Genomic DNA, 15,138 nt, shown 5'->3' on the forward strand with positions numbered 1-15,138 from the left:
GGTATGCCCCCCGGGGGGGCGGGGTGGGGGGGGGGGGGGTGGGGGATCTGGGCGTTAATTCCGGATCAGGCGGGGCCCGATCCGAAAGACACGCCCTAGGCCTGCGGGGCGCGCACGCCCAGGTCCTGCTTGGCCTCGATCGCCCGCTGGAGCGCGGTCAACGCCCGCCCGGCCACCGGGAGGCCGGTACGGCCGGCGAGGACGGCGCTGAAGAGCAGCGGTGTGATCACCGCGCCGCTGCCGTGCACCTTGCCCAGATGGCTGACCACGGCGTCCAGGTGCGTCGCGGCCGGTTCCGGGTCGCCGTCCCGCAACGCCCGTACGGCGCGCGCCTGCAGGGCGACGGTGTACTCCGCCCAGGCCTCGGGGGGCGGAACGGCCACCTCGTCGAGCGAGGACCCGCCCCGCGCGCCGCCGGACCGTCCTTCGCCGGACGCCTCCCGGGCCAGCTCGGCCTGGAGGCGGGACAGCGAGGCCTGGCGGGTCATGCCGAGGGCGGCGCAGCGATCGCCCTGGGCGGTCCACCAGTCGGCCGCGGTACCCCAGTCGCCGGACCGGGCCGCCAGGACGGCGCGCCAGCCCGCGATGGTCGCGGCCCCGGTGCCCTGGCCCAGATCGCGCAGCACCTCCTGGGCCTCGTCCATCGCGGAGTCGGCCGCCGCCCGGTCGCCGGACATGTGGCGCACCAGCGCCAGCGCGACGCCGGTGGCCGAACTCAGCAGCCGGGAACCGGCGACCTCGTGGTGCAGGCGCTCGCAGTCGGCGAGTGCGGCGGGGACCGGGGTGTCGCCGTTGACCAGGGCCATCGCCAGGTTGGCGTAGACCTCGGTGAGGCCCAGGCAGGTCCCGGCGCCGTCGGCCGACCGCAGCGCGGAGCGCAGCGCCCGCTCGGCGGCGGGGTGGTCGCCCGCCCGCAGGGACTGGAGCCCGGCGTACAGGTGGGCCCCGACCCGGGCCTCGGGCTCCGGGGAGGCGACCGCGGCGAGGTAGTGCGGATCGTCCGGGACGGCCGGCGCGTCGCCGGTCAGATAGGTGCGGGAGTACAGCGAGTTGAGGCGGGCGTGGATCCGGGCGGCCGGGGCGGCCCGGTCCGGGGCCGACAGCACGCGCTCGACGCGTTCGAGGGCGGCCTGCGGCATTCCCTGAGTGCCGAGGGCGTACGCCTCCAGGACGTCCAGGTCGTGGCCCTGCGGGTGGTTCGTCTCCGCCAGCGCACGGGCGCGTCCGGTGAGCGCGAGTACCAGTTCGGGCCGCCCACGGGAGAGGGCGAAGCGGGCGGCGACTCCGAAGGCGCTCACGGCGGACTCGGCGGCCCGGGCCGTCCGGTCGGAGCCGGGCTCCACCCCGCGCAGCGCGCTGTGCGCCGCCTCCCAGTGCCCGGCCAGCAACTCGGCGACGGCGGGGCGCCGTTCGGCCACCGGTTCCAGGGAGCGCGCGAGCCTGGCGTGCACGTCGGCGGTCTCGGAGAGCGTCAGCCGACGCAGTGCCACCTCGGCCACGACCGGAAAGGCCGGGGCCAGGCGGCCCTTGTGGGCGTCGGCGGACTCCACCAGCCCGGCTTCGAGGAGACAGGCCGCGGCCGCGGCGACGCTGTCGGGGTCGATCAGGGCGCCCAGGTCCTCCAGGGACAGGTCCCGGCCGGCGGCGGCGAGCAGCGTCAGGAGTTCCCGCGAGTCGGTGTCCAACTGGTCCAGCCGGGCGCCGAGCGCGGCGTGCGCGCTGGGCGGCGCCCAGTCGTCGCCGGGCTGGGCGAAGCGGCTCAGGACCACCATCTGTTCGATGTAGCGGGGGATGCCGCCGGCCCGTGAGGCGATCTCCTCGGCGGCGGAGCCGGTGGCGAGGAGGGCGGCAGGGGCCGGGTCGTGTCCGGGGGCCCCGTTGCCGGTGGACCGCGAGCGGTCGGCGGCGCTCGGGTCCTGCTGCGCGGTGAGCAGCCGGTGGGCCAGCCGCCGCGCGTCGGGCCGTCCCAGGGGCGGCACGGTGAGCCGGTGGTCCTCCCGGCCGGCCAGCTCCTCGGGGGCGGAGACCCCGACCAGCAGCACCACGACGGGGCGCCCCGGTGCGGCGGTCAGCTCCTCGAGCAGATCGGCCAGTGCTCCTGGGGTCCACTCGCTGTGCTCGACCACCAGGAGCAGGGGCCGCGCGCCCCGCAGGCGGTCCAGCGCCGCGGTGAGCGCACGGCCCAGCTCGCCGCGGTCCTGGGCCAGGGCCTGCTCGGCGCGGGTGGAGGCGCCGGTCAGCTGCACCGTCGTGTCCACCCTGTCGCGGCCCTGCCGTGCGGCGTTCTCGATCTCCTCCAGGAACAGGCAGCAGGCCAGCAGGCCGAGTCCGGTCCCGGCGGGTGGGCAGCGCAGGACAGCTGTGGCCAGGCCGGTGCAGTGGTCGAGCACCTCGGCGACCAGCCGGGACTTGCCCACCCCGGAGGGGCCCCCGACCAGGATCAGGGTCGGGTCGGTGGCGGCGGCGGCCACGTCGATACGGGCGGTCAGTTCTTCGACCAGGCCGGTCCGTCCGACGGTGCCGGTCCCGGGGGCCGGGGCGCCGGCCGGACCGACGATCCAGGCCGGGACGGACCGGGCGAAGCCCTTGGCGGCGACCGGTTCGATCGCCCGCAGCGGGAAGTGGTCCTGCAGTTGGAGCCGGGTGGCCAGGTCCACGATCACCCCGTCGTCGGGGGCGTACTGCTGGAGCCGGGCGGCCCGGTTGAGCACCGAGCCGATGACGAAGCTCGACGTCCGGCCGCTGACCGCGACATGGCCGGAGGCGACCGCGGAGCGCACCGGGAAGTCGCCCAGCAGCAGTTCGCCCAGGCTCCGCGCGTACTCGCCGGTGTGGTGTCCGATGGCGGTGGCGGCGGAGACCGCGGCGGCGGCGGCCGACTCGCCGTGCCCCTCGACGCCGAACACGGCGACGACCGCGTCGCCGATGAACTTCTCCACCTTGCCGCCGTACTGCTCCACCAACTTGCCGACCAGGGCGAAGTAGCCGTCCAGGACGGCCGCCCACCGGTCGGGTTCCAGCGAGGTGGCCAGTCCGGTGGAGCCGACCACGTCGCAGAAGATGACGGAGACGAAACGCAGACCGCTGGCGGGGGTCGAGGACGGTCCGATCCCGGCTCCGCAGGCCATGCAGAAGCGGGCCGCCGACGGGTTGTCCGCACCGCAGCCGCCGCAACGGCTCGCGGTGGTTACGATGGGACCGGTGGGCTTGCTCATACTGTCCTCCCCGTTCACTGAGCGGCAACCGGGTGGTTCACGACGCTTGCTCCGTCGTGAACCACCCGGTCTGTGCTACGGCCCAGACGTCACCGGTCCGGGACCGATCCCCTGACGAGGGTCGGTACTACCAGAGGTAGCCACCGCTGGGGTCGGAGACCGAGTGACCCTCGACGTCCGAACCGGCGGCCTCGACGCGGGACTTGACGCTCAGCAGGACGTCGATCTCGTCCTCGGTGAGGGACTTGAGCACCGCCTGCTGGGCGTCGTTGGCGTCGGTCAGGGCGAAACCGGCTTCGGCAAGCTTGTCGATCTTGTCTGCCATGGTGATCTCCTCGGTTGACGAGCCCGCGCGTTTCACGTGCGGGGCTCTGGTTTCCCGGTGCGTCGCACCGGAGTTCAGGGGGGCCGGGCCGGGTGTCGGCTCCTCGGCCGGGCCGGCACCGTCGTCCGCGCCGGAGGGCGGGACGGCGGGCGGTGGAACGGTGGGCGGTACGCCGCCGAGCCGGACGGCGACCACGACAGCGGTGAGCAGCAGGGCGATGCCCGCCAGCAGCAACAGGCTGCCGAGCCCGATCCACATGACCAGGGCGGCCGCCAGCGCGGGGGCCAGTACGTTCAGTACGGCCGGCACGGAATTCATGAGCGCCCATACCCGGCCGGTCAGTTCCACCGGTGTCTCGGAATGTACGACGCTGGGGAAAGTGACCAGAATTCCGGCGCTTGCGATTCCCAGAAGGAAAATAACACACAGCCATATGCTGGCGTCAATACGTATTTCGCGGAAAACGGCGAATCCGATGACGACGATGATGCAGCCGATCACCAGGACCGACCCCGCCATGGTGAGGAAGGGGCGAAGGCGCGCCGCGAAACGTCCCATGAGCAGCGAACCCACGACCCCGCCCAATCCGACGGCGGACACCATGTAGCCGATGTAGGACGTGCCCATTCCCAGTGCCGGCACGATCAGGGCGGCCATGGAATCGTAAAGGAAGACGACGAACATCAGACTGCACATGACGAACAGGAGGGAACGCAGAAGGCGTGATCCGAAAACGTGCTGGAAGCCTTCCCCCAGTTCCTTGAAATAATGCAGATCCGCATTCCGGGAAGGTGCGGACGTGCTGCGCAGGGCGCGCGCGGTGATCACCCCGACCAGGAACGTGCACGCGTTGGCCGCGAACACCGCCCGGGGCGGCATGAAGGCGACCAGCAGACCACCGAGCGCGGGCCCCAGGATCTTGACCGACTGCATCGCCGTCTGGAGCAGCACGGTCGCGGCCTGGACGCCGTCGGGCGGCACCGAGACCCGCAACTGGATCTGGCCCGCGAGCCCGCCGACCGAGCCCAGCGCCGAACGGACCAGCACCAGCCCGGCCGCCCAGTACACCCCGGGGGCGACCACCAGGCCCAGGGTGAGCCCCGCCTGCACGAAATCGGTGAGGATCAGCACCCGGCGCGACGGCCGGCGGTCCACCAGCACCGCCAGGAACGGGGTCGCCAGCAGCGGCAGCATGCTCGCGGCCACCACCAGCGCCAGATCGCCCGCGCCGCCGTGCCAGACCGTGGTGACCAGCACCAGCAGTGCCACCTGGTCCAGCCAGTCGCCCAGACCGGAGACCACCGTGCTGGTGTACAGCAACCGGAAGTCGCGGCCCGCCAGCGGGCCCGGAACCCGCACGCGGCTCATCCGGCCAGGGCCACCGGGGAGCGCCGGTGGACCCGGCCGAGTGCGTCCTCCATCACCTCGATCAGCCCCCTCATGGAGTGCAGCGCGCTCACACCCAGCAACTCCTCCTGCGCCGGGTCGAGCGGCAGCCGGTCGATCAGCCGGTGCACGTCGTCGCGGTGCTGCACGTCCAGCTGGGCATGCCGGGCGATGGTGCGGAACGACGCCTCCGGCAGTCCGGTCCGGACCGCCAGGTCGCCGGCCAGCCCCGGACCGGGCGGATTGCCCTCCAGCACCGCGATGTGCCCGACGAGTGCCACCGGATGCGCATGGCGCAGCCAGTAGTACTGGGAGCCGACCAGCGAGGCGATGGCCGCCCCCGGCAGCGCCGTGCGCAGCGTCTCGGGGTCGCCCCCGGCCACCACGTAGTCCTCGGCCACCCACTGGTCGTGCCCGTACTCCTCACGGATGTGCTTGGCCAGGTAGCGGCCCACCAGATCGGCCACCGGGTCGCCCTGACGGGCAGTGCACTGCTCGACGGCTGCCAGCATCAGCGGCACCGTGGCCCGGATCGTCCCGTGCAGCGTCTTGAGCCACTCCAGGTACACCTGGTCGCTGTGCGGATGGCTCCACATCTGCCGGGACGCGGCGTCCACGGCCGGCATCAGCAGCCCGATCTTGTGGCGCAGCGCTTGGGACCTCGTCTGCTCCTCCACCGTCAACCGCCTTCCCTCAGGGCCATGCCCAGTGCCGTCACGGAGTCCGCGGCCCGCCCCGGGCGGCCGGCGATGTCGTACGCCTTCCAGCAACCGCCGCAGACGTTCTCGAACCGTTCCTCGCGCAGGGCCTCGAAGCCGGGCAGGGCGGCCGCCGCCCCCGGGCCGAGGCGCCCCACCACCGTCAGCAGCGGATCGTTCCGGAACCCGGTCAGCGCCTGCGCCACGCCCTCGGGCCGCCGGGTCGGGGCGCGCAGCGCGGACGGGCCGTGACCGGTGATCAGCCCCTCGTTGCAGCAGGGGATCACCACCCCGTCGTAGCGCACCGTGGGCGAGCCGAGCAGGGTGCACGCCGAGAACGTGCCCACCGCGTGCCGGCTCTGGAGGGCGAAGACCCCCGAGCCCCGCCCGTACCGCAGGGGGGTGATCACCTTGGTCTCCGCATCGTCGGCCCACCGCGGGCCGAGCGCCTCCAGCAGCAGCCCCTCGGCCACCCGCGCGCCCTCGCCCGTGTCCAGTTCCTGGACGACGATGCGGCAGCCCGCCTCGTGGGCCGCGCGCAGCGCACCGACGAACCGGAGGCTCGACACACCGCCCTGGTGGAAGCCGTCCGTGCTCAGGAAGAGCGTGGAGATCCGCGGCAGCAGCCGTCGCACCCAGCCGGGTGCGGAGCCGCTCTCGCGCGCCCAGTACCCGCTGGTGAAGACGATGGTTTCCAGCCCGGCGTCGGCGAACTCCCCGATCGCGTAGGGCAGCGCCCGCTGCTCGGCGAAGGGCTCGCCGCCGGAGACCGCCACCGACCGGAGGCCGGGCAGCGCGACGATGCCGGCGACGACGTCGTGGAACACCTCCCAGTCGGTGACCCTGTCGCTGTCCGCGCGGGCGTCCACCGAGCAGTGCGCGCAGCCGACCGGGCACTGGTCGGTGATGTACAACAGGACCGACTCGCCGCGACGGGTGCGCATCGCCTCGGTGTCCGCGAGCGTGGGGCGGTTACGGCCCGCCCCGGTCTCAGCGTGTGCAGGCCGGCTGTTCACGGTCCGCCTCCCATCCCAGGGACACCAGGCCGCCGTAGCGGCCGGAGCGGCGGTCGGAGAAGGCGGTCCCGTCCACCTGCTCGACCATGCGGCGGGCGGCGGCCTCGACCTGCCGCCCGGAGTCGCTGCGCAGGTACTCCGTCACCCGTCGCTCGGCCTCGGCGTCGCCGGACAGCGCGACGCAGTTGCCGCACATGCCCTTGTCGCACGGTCCGTCCGAGAACCGGGATGCCACGAAGCTGGGTCCGAGCACGCGCAGCGCCCGGTACAGCTCCCGGCGCAGGAACTTCTCGCGCAGCTCGGGCCACGACTCGTGGGACGCGTGGCCGACGATCAGGTGCTCCGGCATCCGGCGCTCCACCAGGTCCTGATTGCAGCAGGCGTAGACGGTGCCGTCGTAGGTGACCAGCGGCCAGGTGATCCGGTCGCACGGATCGACGGGTGCGACCGGGACGCCGGAGGAGGGCGTGGGAGTCAGCCCGCCGAGCTGGCGGCCACGTCCGATCGGACTCAAGGTGCCGACCAGGATGGGTACTTGGTCGTCGAACTCGCGGCGCACGTCGTCGATCAGACCCTCGAGGTAGGGATCGTCGTCCCCCCGCCCGGTGAGCTGGAAGCTGACCTGCGGCACCAGTTCGCGTATGCGGTGCATCGCCCGGAACACGTCGGCCCGGCTCACCTCGCGTTCGTGGAACTCGTCGAGACTGGCCGCGAAGTGGTCCACCTCGCGGATCGCCGCGGAGACCGGGGCGGGCAACTGCCGGTTCTCCCGGGCGAACCACATCCCCGACAGCACGTACGAACGGGAGCCCACGGACCGGGCGGTGCGCGCGAGGTCGGCGACGAGCGCGGCCCGCAGCAGCGCTTCGCCGCCGGACATCAGCAGCAGGTCCGGCCGGGTCTCGCGGTCGAAGGACTCCACGAGCCGGCGGAACGGCGTCTCGGGATGCTGTTCGCTGGTGCTGGAGGAGTCGGTGGAGCAGTGGGCGCACGACAGCGGGCAGCGGCGGGTCAGGGCCAGATAGAGGCCGGCGGCGGGCTTGTTGCGGATGGCGCCGATTTCCAGCAGGTGCACGGGATCACCCCCTTCTCGATGACAGGGCGCTGGCGATCTCCTCGAGCGAGGCGAGCGTCCGCGCGGCATTCGGGTCGTCGGTCCTGGCCAGGTCGGCCACCAGCGTGGTCAGCCGTTCGGCGGCCGCCGCGTGCCGTCCGGCGGGGCCGGGCGGCGGGCCCGCCAGGACCAGGGCGGCGGCGCACTGGCGCGCCAGCTCCGAGACCAGCTCCAGGACGGAGGTGGCGCTGCGCGTGCCCAGCACCGGGTCGAGCACTTCCAGGACGCCGAAGACGGACCCGTCGGTGTCCAGCGGCGCGGCGATGATGGCATTCGGTATCCGGCCGGTGGAGGCCGCGAAGTCCCGGTTGAACTGCGGGTGGTTGTCGAGGTTGTCGGCGATCACCGCTTCCCCGCTCTGGAAGACCCACCCGGCTATGCCGCTGTAGTCGGGGATGGTCCAGCCCACCAGGCTGTCCTCCTGGGGGTCGGAGATCGCCTCCAGAACGAGTGCCTCGCCCGCCGCGTCGTGCAGGAAGACCGACGAGGCGGGAGCGCCGAAGACAAGCCGGGCCAGCCGTACGGTCGAGCGCAACACCTCGTCGCGCCGGGACAGCGGAGAGCCGCTGAGAGGGGCGTCATGCGCCGGATTCGTCATGGCCGGCTCCTTCGGCGGACGGGGCGGATGGGGTGGGTGAGTCGGGTACGGCGGATGTGCGGGGTGGGTCGGACGCGTCGGTGAAGTTGTCCGAGAGGGAGGCGAGAACGTGCTTGACCTCGCTCACCGGAAGATGCGGATGCTTTCCGAGGATGCGAGCCACGAACCCGGCGACATGGGGGGTCGCGAAACTGTTTCCGGAGAGGACCGAACGGCCGCCGCCCGTCCAGGGGACCTCGATTCCGACACCGGCCGCGAAGAACTCGACCGGGGGCCGCGGACTGACCTCGATGCGCTCCGCGTCGGCGTTCTCGTGCGACCCGACGGAAATCACCGAGGGGAAGATCCAGGGATAGCTGCGGACCGGGCTGTTGTGCGCCGAGGCCACGATCGCCACCCGGTTGAAGTACGCCTCGTCCGCGATGTCGTGCAGCGCGGCCTTGAAGTCGCCCTTGCGCGAGGAGAGGCTGAGGTTGACGACGTGGAAGCGCTCCGCCACCGCCCAACGCAGCGCGGCCAGCAGCATGTTGCCGTCGCCCGCGAGTCGCGGCCCCAGGATCCGAACGCTGGTCAGGCTCACGTCCGGCGCGATCCGGCGGATGATCGCCGCGCACGCGGTGCCGTGACCGGCGGCGTCGCCCTCCTCGTCCGGGACGATCCGGTAGCTGGGCCGGCCGTCTTCCGCGTCGTCCTGCTCGATGCGTTCCACCGTGTAAGCCCCCTCCAGGGGGCCGATCTCGGGATGGTCCGGTGTGACTCCGCTGTCGATGACGCAGATCCGGACTCCCGCACCGCGCGACCCGCCCCAGGCCCATTCCCGGTCCACCGCCGTGGAGGCCGCGACGGACGCCCGGTCGACGAGTTCCCCGGCGTTCATGTGGGCGAATCGGATCGTTGCTCGACGAAACGCTGTAGTGGTCAATGAAGCCTTCCGGTCGCTCGTGGCTCTCCCGTATGGCGCGATGCCGAACCGGCGGACTTGCCGGACCGTCCCGCTGTCGAACGGCTGAGCGGTGCCGGCGGACCGATTCTGTACGAGGTTCCAGGCGCTCGGACATCCCAGTTGTCTGGGGGGCTTTGCGGCCGAACCTGCCCCTCGCGGCACGGAAACTGACAGTTCTCTGCGTTGTCCGTGGGCTTGCGCGGGGGAGGGGGGAGAGGCAGGCCGCCGCGGGTCCGAGCGGTGGGTACGGGCTCGGCCGCCGGGCGCGGCGGGGCGCACCGGGCCGACCGGTGCCGCTGAAACCTAACGGCGGCGCCTCGAGGCGTACTGGTTGGCTGCTGGGGGCACGGGGCCCGGGGCACGGGGCGCGGGGGTGCTCGTCGTGCCGGCGGTGGAGAGCCGCCGGTCTCAGGCCGGCTTGCGCCAGACGGAGACGTGCTTCGGGGAGTCCTGGGTGAACGGCGCCCCGTTCCAGTCCGCGTGGCGGCGTTCGAGTTCGAGCCCGGCGATCCGCGCCATCAGGTCGAGCTCGGCCGGCCAGGCGTACCGGTGCCGGGACTCGTCACGGCGGTATCCGCCGGCCTCGCCGTCGCGGGTGAGGTGGTGCGAGACGAGGATCTGCTGGACCAGGTCGAAGGTGTCGAAGCCGAGGTGCTCCTCCGAGACGTCGAAGGGCACCGCGACCTGGCCGGGCGGCAGGAACCGCAGCGGTGGTACGCCCAGTTCGATGACGAAGCGGCCGCCGGGCTCCAGGTGGCGCGCGGCGTTGCGGAAGCATTCGACCTGCTCGTCCTGCGTGAGCAGGTTCGTGATGGTGTTGTAGACGAGGTAGACCAGGGCGAACCCGCCGGGGACCGTGGTGGTGGCCATGTCCCCGATGGTCACGGGAAGGGTGTTCTCGTCGGTCTTGCGGCGGAGCACCGCCGCCATGTGTTCGGACAGTTCGATGCCGACCACCGGAACGCCGCGTTCCCGGAGTGGGACGCCCACCCGGCCGGTTCCGATGGCGAACTCCAACGCGCGGCCGTCGCCGGCGAGTTCGGCGAGGAAGTCGAGCGTCGGACCGAGGGCGGCGGCCGAGGACATGGCCGTCTCCTCGGCGTCGTAGCGTTCGGCGGTCGCACGGGTCCACAGCTCACTGGTCGTCACGGGCGGCCACTTTGCCGAGTGCGGAGGGGTGTTGTCGAAGCAATTTCCTTTTGCCGGGCGACGGGATCAGGCCCGGTTCCCGGCGTCGATCTCGGCGACGAGGCCCTCGACGAGGGTCTTGATCTCGTCGCGGATGGGGCGGACGGCCTCGACTCCCTGGCCGGCGGGGTCCTCGAGCTGCCAGTCGAGGTACGTCTTGCCGGGGAAGTACGGGCAGGCGTCGCCGCAGCCCATGGTGATGATGTAGTCGGAGGCCTGGGCGGCCTCGGGGGTGAGGACCTTCGGCTTCTGGCCGGAGATGTCGATGCCCAGCTCGGCCATGGCGGCGACGGCCGAGGGGTTGACCTGGTCGCCGGGGACCGAGCCCGCGGAGCGCACCTCGACGCGGTCGCCGGCGAGGTGGCGCAGGAACCCGGCCGCCATCTGGGAGCGGCCCGCGTTGTGGATGCAGACGAACAGGACGGAGGCGGCGGGAGCGGGGGCGGCGGGAGCGGAGGACATCTGTTTTCCTCGGGGTGGGTATCGACTGCGAGGTCAGCTCGGACTGGTGTCAGCCCAGGCTGATGTGACAGTATCAGCACATGATGACGTCAGTCGACACTGATCTGATCCGAGTCCTGGCGGACCCCCTCAGGCTTCGGATCGTGACCCTGCTCTCCCGCGAGACGCTGTGCACCACGCACCTCGTGGAGGAGACCGGTGCCAAGCAGACCAACCTCTCCAACCACCTGAAGGTGCTCAGAGAGGCCGGGGTCGTGGAGACCGAGCCGTGCGGCCGCTTCATCTACTACAGACTCCGCCCGGAAGTCATCGAGGCCCTCGCCGGCCAGTTCGCGGGGCTCGCGCAGGCCGCGCGCGCCACCACCGAAGCGAACATCAAGCGGTCCTGCCCGTAGCCCGCTTGGATTCCCGCTCACCTGCCCGAGGAGAACCGTTGTCCGTCACCGAGCCCGTCGGCACCGCACCCGCGGCGGTCACCGCGATACCCGCCGACGCGCCCCGGCCCGCACCCGGCGCCAACCCGCCCGCCAGTCCACTGGTGGCCCGCGCCGCGGCCGAACTCGTCGGGACGGCCGCGCTGGTCGCCGTCGTCGTCGGGTCCGGCATCCAGGCGACGAAGCTGACCCAGGACGTCGCGCTGCAGCTGCTGGCCAACTCCACCGCCACCGTCTTCGGCCTCGGTGTCCTCATCGCGCTGCTCGGCCCGGTCTCGGGCGCCCACTTCAACCCGGTCGTCAGCCTCGCCGAGTGGTGGAGCACCCGCCGCGACGGCGGCGGAGTCACCGCCCGCGAGCTGGCCGCGTACGTACCCGCCCAGATCGCCGGCGCCATCGCGGGCGCGATCCTGGCCGACGCGATGTTCGGCGAGCCGCTGGTGAAGTGGGCGACCCACGACCGCTCGGCCGGGAACCTCCTCCTCGGTGAGGTCGTCGCCACGGCCGGCCTGATCCTGCTGATCTTCGGCCTGGCCCGCACCGACCGCCTGCGCTTCGCACCCGTCGCCGTGGCCTCGTACATCGGCGCCGCGTACTGGTTCACCTCCTCCACCTCCTTCGCCAACCCGGCCGTGACGATCGGCCGCGCCTTCACGGACACGTTCGCGGGCATCGCCCCGGCCTCGGTCCCGGCGTTCGTCGGCGTGCAGCTCGTGGGCGCGGTGGTGGGCCTGGCCCTGGTGGCGGTGATCTTCATGCGCGGCGGGACCGCGGCCGGCGCGGATGCTCGGAGGTCCGGATGAATCCCGGGCGGACACCCGGTGTCTTTCCCCGAAGCTGAGGTCGTGGCGTAGCAGGCAGCCGCGATGACCAGCGAGGATTCCCGTCGTGACCACCGAACAGCACCCCGTTCCCTTCCGTTCGACGCGCCCGGCACCCGTGGTGTTCGGCGCGGGGACGGCCATCGGTGTTCTCGGCGGGATGATCGGGTTGGGCGGCGCCGAGTTCCGTCTGCCGTTGCTGATCGGCCTCTTCGGGTTCGCCGCGCTCTCGGCCGTCATCGTGAACAAGGCGATGAGCCTGGTGGTCGTACTCGTCGCGCTGCCGGCCCGGCTGGCGGCGGTCCCGGCCGCCGAAGTCGCCGCACGCTGGCCGGTCGCGGCGAATCTGCTCGCGGGAAGCCTGCTGGGCGCCTGGGTCGGAGCGTCCTGGGCGGTACGCATGCGCTCCGCCACCCTCTACAAGGTGCTGGCGGCTCTGATGGTGCTCATGGCCGCCGCCCTGCTGGTCACGCACTCCACCGCCCTGGACTCCGTCACGCTGCCGCTGTGGGCGCAGGTGCCGTGCGGAGTCGCGGCCGGGTTCGGGATCGGAGTGGTCGCGGCGATCATGGGCGTGGCCGGCGGCGAACTGCTGATCCCGACGATCGTGCTGCTGTTCGCGGTGGACATCAAGACGGCCGGAAGCCTCTCGCTGCTGGTGTCACTGCCGACCATGCTGGTGGCCTTCGCCCGCTACAGCCGTGACGGCAGCTTCGCGGTACTCGGCGCCAACCTGCGCTTCACCCTGGTCATGGCCGCGGGCTCGGTCGCGGGTGCGGTGCTGGGCGGGCTGCTGGTGGGCGTGTTCCCGGACCTGGTGCTCATTCCCGCGCTGGCCCTGATCCTGCTCGTCTCCGCGGTCAAGCTCGCCCGTCACCACTGACTGCGCACGGGCGGCGTTCCCGCGCACGGGCGGCGTTCCCGCGCACCGGCCGCGTTCCCGCGCACCGGCCGCCGTGCTACGCGCCGGCCGCGCGGGTCAGGAGCTGGGCCATGGCCGCGAGCACCGTCGGCTCCACCCGGTAGTAGACCCAGGTGCCGCGCCGCTCGGAGGAGAGCAGTCCGGCCTCCTTGAGCTTCTTCAGGTGATGGGAGACGGTCGGCTGGGAGACGCCCACGTCGGAGATGTCGCAGACGCACGCCTCGCCGCCCTCGTGCGAGGCCACGGCGGAGAAGAGCCGCAGGCGCACGGGATCGCCGAGGGCCTTGAACATCGTGGCCGTGCGCTCCGCCTCGTCAGCGGTGAGCGGGCGCTCGGTGAGCGGCGGGCAGCACGGCACGGCTTCCGGCTCCAGCAGCGGCAACACGTTCACATTCGACATGTGTCTATGTTGACACATGTCGAACCAGCCGGGTCGGAACGCGACTTTCGGCGATCTTCAGATTCGATGGATGTCTATGTTGACGATTGTCGAATCAGGGGTCATGCTGAGTGCACAAGCCATCGACGGATGTCGAAATACCTAGGAGCCGACCGTGAACGCCTCTGCCGAGACCGAGCTGCCCGTCATCGTCATCGGAGCCGGCCCCATCGGCCTGGCCGCCGCCGCGCACCTCGTCGGCCAGGGCATCGAGCCCCTGGTCCTGGAGGCCGGGCCGGTCGCCGGTAGCGCCGTGCGGGACTGGAGCCACGTACGGCTGTTCTCCACCTGGGGCGAAGTCGTCGACCCGGCCGCGGAGAAGCTGCTGGCCGCCACCGGCTGGGTGAAGCCGGAGGTGGCCACGTACCCGACCGGCGGCGACTGGGCCGAGCGGTACCTGCGGCCGCTGGCCGCCGTCCTGGGCGAGCGCGTCCGCTTCGGGGCCCGCGTCACCGGCGTCTCCCGCCTCGGACGCGACCGGGTCGTGGACGCCGACCGCGAGACCCAGCCCTTCACCGTCCACGTCGCGCACGCCGACGGCGGCGAGGAACGGCTGACGGCCCGCGCCGTCATCGACGCCTCCGGCACCTGGTCCACCCCCGGCCCCATCGGTGGTGACGGCCTGCCCGCCCTCGGCGAGCGCTCCGCCGCCGACCGGATCTCGTACCGCGTCCCGGACCTGAAGGACCCGGCCGTCCGCGCCCGGTACGCAGGCAGGCGCACCGCGGTCATCGGCTCCGGCGCCTCCGCGTTCACCGCGCTCGCCGGCCTGGCCGACCTGGCGAAGGAAGAGGCGGGTACGCACAGCACCTGGATCCTGCGCCGCGGCATCTCCGGTTCGACCTTCGGCGGTGGAACCGCCGACCAACTGCCCGCCCGCGGCGCGCTGGGCCTCGCCGCCAAGGCCGCCGTCGACAACGGCCACGCCGACGCCGTCACCGGCTTCCGCACCACCGCCGTGGAGAAGGCGGGCGAACAGCTCGTCCTCGTCGCGGAGGACGGCCGCCGGCTGGACCCAGTCGACGAGATCATCGTCCTCACCGGCTTCCGCCCCGACCTCGGCTTCCTCGACGAGCTGCGCCTCGGCCTCGACGAGCGCCTCCAGGCCCCGACCGATCTCGCCCCGCTCATCGACCCCAACCAGCACTCCTGCGGCACCGTCTACCCGCACGGCGTCACCGAGCTCTCCCACCCGGAGCAGGACGTCTACCTCGTCGGCATGAAGTCGTACGGACGCGCCCCGACCTTCCTCGCCATGACCGGATACGAGCAGGTCCGCTCCATCGCCGCCGCCCTCGCCGGCGACCGGGAAGCAGCCGAACGCGTCGAGCTCACCCTCCCCGAGACCGGCGTCTGCGGCGGCGCGGGCCTCTTCGACGAGCCCGAGGCCGCCGAGGCGAGCAGTGGTGGCTGCTGCGCGGCGCCCGCCACCCTCACCATCGGCGCCCCCGCCTCCTCCGGCGGCTGCTGACCGGCGAAGTGACAGACCTTCACAGCGGCCCGGCCGCGATCGGGACGGGGGTCCGATCGCGGCCGCGCGCCGCCCGGCCCGCCCTGTGCGCCACGCAGTGCACCCG

14 protein-coding genes and 1 pseudogene are annotated in these 15,138 nt (G+C 72.5%); 5 read left to right on the forward strand and 10 right to left on the reverse strand.

The features are described 5' to 3' along the window. Positions 1 to 95 precede the first annotated feature (95 nt). From ACWGDE_RS20100 to ACWGDE_RS20140, 9 genes are all read right to left on the reverse strand, one after another. The gene (locus ACWGDE_RS20100; RefSeq protein ID WP_453390345.1) at positions 96 to 3,215 is read right to left on the reverse strand and encodes an AAA family ATPase; all 3,120 of its coding nucleotides are present in this window, start codon (positions 3,213 to 3,215) and stop codon (positions 96 to 98) included. Positions 3,216 to 3,342: 127 nt separating this feature from the next. Continuing rightward, positions 3,343 to 4,908: an MFS transporter gene (locus ACWGDE_RS20105; RefSeq protein WP_453390346.1), complete on the reverse strand. Its 1,566-nt coding sequence runs from the start codon at positions 4,906 to 4,908 to the stop codon at positions 3,343 to 3,345. Beyond that, on the reverse strand, positions 4,905 to 5,603 hold the full coding sequence (locus ACWGDE_RS20110) for an iron-containing redox enzyme family protein (protein ID WP_453390347.1): 699 nt from the start codon (positions 5,601 to 5,603) through the stop codon (positions 4,905 to 4,907). The genes ACWGDE_RS20105 and ACWGDE_RS20110 overlap by 4 nt, the downstream gene beginning before the upstream one ends. Before the next feature lie 2 nt (positions 5,604 to 5,605). Continuing rightward, on the reverse strand, positions 5,606 to 6,568 hold the full coding sequence (locus ACWGDE_RS20115; protein WP_453390348.1) for a hypothetical protein: 963 nt from the start codon (positions 6,566 to 6,568) through the stop codon (positions 5,606 to 5,608). Positions 6,569 to 6,614: 46 nt separating this feature from the next. Continuing rightward, a complete protein-coding gene (locus tag ACWGDE_RS20120) occupies positions 6,615 to 7,715 on the reverse strand; it encodes a radical SAM protein (RefSeq protein ID WP_453390349.1) in 1,101 nt (366 codons plus the stop codon). Between the two features lie 4 nt (positions 7,716 to 7,719). Next, complete coding sequence (locus tag ACWGDE_RS20125; RefSeq protein WP_453390350.1) at positions 7,720 to 8,352, reverse strand: GAF domain-containing protein; 633 nt, start codon at positions 8,350 to 8,352, stop codon at positions 7,720 to 7,722. Next, positions 8,333 to 9,229 (reverse strand): S8 family serine peptidase, encoded by an 897-nt coding sequence (locus ACWGDE_RS20130; protein ID WP_453390351.1) that lies wholly within the window; start codon positions 9,227 to 9,229, stop codon positions 8,333 to 8,335. The genes ACWGDE_RS20125 and ACWGDE_RS20130 overlap by 20 nt, the downstream gene beginning before the upstream one ends. Before the next feature lie 474 nt (positions 9,230 to 9,703). Further along, on the reverse strand, positions 9,704 to 10,444 hold the full coding sequence (locus ACWGDE_RS20135) for a class I SAM-dependent DNA methyltransferase (protein ID WP_453390352.1): 741 nt from the start codon (positions 10,442 to 10,444) through the stop codon (positions 9,704 to 9,706). A gap of 66 nt (positions 10,445 to 10,510) precedes the next feature. After that, complete coding sequence (locus ACWGDE_RS20140) at positions 10,511 to 10,945, reverse strand: arsenate reductase ArsC (protein ID WP_453390353.1); 435 nt, start codon at positions 10,943 to 10,945, stop codon at positions 10,511 to 10,513. A gap of 80 nt (positions 10,946 to 11,025) precedes the next feature. On the opposite strand from ACWGDE_RS20140, the gene ACWGDE_RS20145 reads away from it, so the two are divergent. From ACWGDE_RS20145 to ACWGDE_RS20155, 3 genes are all read left to right on the forward strand, one after another. Then, positions 11,026 to 11,340 carry an ArsR/SmtB family transcription factor gene (locus tag ACWGDE_RS20145; protein WP_453390354.1) on the forward strand — a complete coding sequence of 105 codons (315 nt, stop codon included), beginning with the start codon at positions 11,026 to 11,028 and terminating at the stop codon, positions 11,338 to 11,340. A 38-nt stretch (positions 11,341 to 11,378) separates the two neighbouring features. Continuing rightward, positions 11,379 to 12,182: an aquaporin gene (locus ACWGDE_RS20150; RefSeq protein WP_453390355.1), complete on the forward strand. Its 804-nt coding sequence runs from the start codon at positions 11,379 to 11,381 to the stop codon at positions 12,180 to 12,182. 85 nt (positions 12,183 to 12,267) lie between these two features. Next, positions 12,268 to 13,083 (forward strand): sulfite exporter TauE/SafE family protein, encoded by an 816-nt coding sequence (locus ACWGDE_RS20155; RefSeq protein ID WP_453390356.1) that lies wholly within the window; start codon positions 12,268 to 12,270, stop codon positions 13,081 to 13,083. Between the two features lie 76 nt (positions 13,084 to 13,159). Here ACWGDE_RS20155 and ACWGDE_RS20160 read toward each other — a convergent pair whose 3' ends face one another. Next, a complete protein-coding gene (locus tag ACWGDE_RS20160; RefSeq protein WP_453390357.1) occupies positions 13,160 to 13,522 on the reverse strand; it encodes an ArsR/SmtB family transcription factor in 363 nt (120 codons plus the stop codon). A gap of 154 nt (positions 13,523 to 13,676) precedes the next feature. Here ACWGDE_RS20160 and ACWGDE_RS20165 point away from each other — a divergent pair, with 154 nt between their 5' ends. Both ACWGDE_RS20165 and ACWGDE_RS20170 read left to right on the forward strand, forming a co-directional pair. Next, positions 13,677 to 15,032 (forward strand): NAD(P)-binding domain-containing protein, encoded by a 1,356-nt coding sequence (locus ACWGDE_RS20165; RefSeq protein WP_453390358.1) that lies wholly within the window; start codon positions 13,677 to 13,679, stop codon positions 15,030 to 15,032. Beyond that, positions 14,972 to 15,138 (forward strand): annotated as a pseudogene (locus ACWGDE_RS20170) (MFS transporter); the annotation flags it as partial. The gene ACWGDE_RS20165 and the pseudogene ACWGDE_RS20170, both read left to right, overlap by 61 nt.

Source organism: Streptomyces sp. NPDC054956 (assembly GCF_053609185.1).

Excerpts from the sequence above, each read along its gene's own strand:
- ACWGDE_RS20140 (WP_453390353.1), bottom strand. The coding sequence starts at position 10,945 with ATGTCCTCCGCTCCCGCCGCCCCCGCTCCCGCCGCCTCCGTCCTGTTC.
- ACWGDE_RS20115 (WP_453390348.1), bottom strand. The coding sequence starts at position 6,568 with ATGCGCACCCGTCGCGGCGAGTCGGTCCTGTTGTACATCACCGACCAG.
- ACWGDE_RS20145 (WP_453390354.1), top strand. The coding sequence starts at position 11,026 with ATGATGACGTCAGTCGACACTGATCTGATCCGAGTCCTGGCGGACCCC.
- ACWGDE_RS20105 (WP_453390346.1), bottom strand. The coding sequence starts at position 4,908 with ATGAGCCGCGTGCGGGTTCCGGGCCCGCTGGCGGGCCGCGACTTCCGG.
- ACWGDE_RS20125 (WP_453390350.1), bottom strand. The coding sequence starts at position 8,352 with ATGACGAATCCGGCGCATGACGCCCCTCTCAGCGGCTCTCCGCTGTCC.
- ACWGDE_RS20160 (WP_453390357.1), bottom strand. The coding sequence starts at position 13,522 with ATGTCGAATGTGAACGTGTTGCCGCTGCTGGAGCCGGAAGCCGTGCCG.
- ACWGDE_RS20130 (WP_453390351.1), bottom strand. The coding sequence starts at position 9,229 with ATGAACGCCGGGGAACTCGTCGACCGGGCGTCCGTCGCGGCCTCCACG.
- ACWGDE_RS20100 (WP_453390345.1), bottom strand. The coding sequence starts at position 3,215 with ATGAGCAAGCCCACCGGTCCCATCGTAACCACCGCGAGCCGTTGCGGC.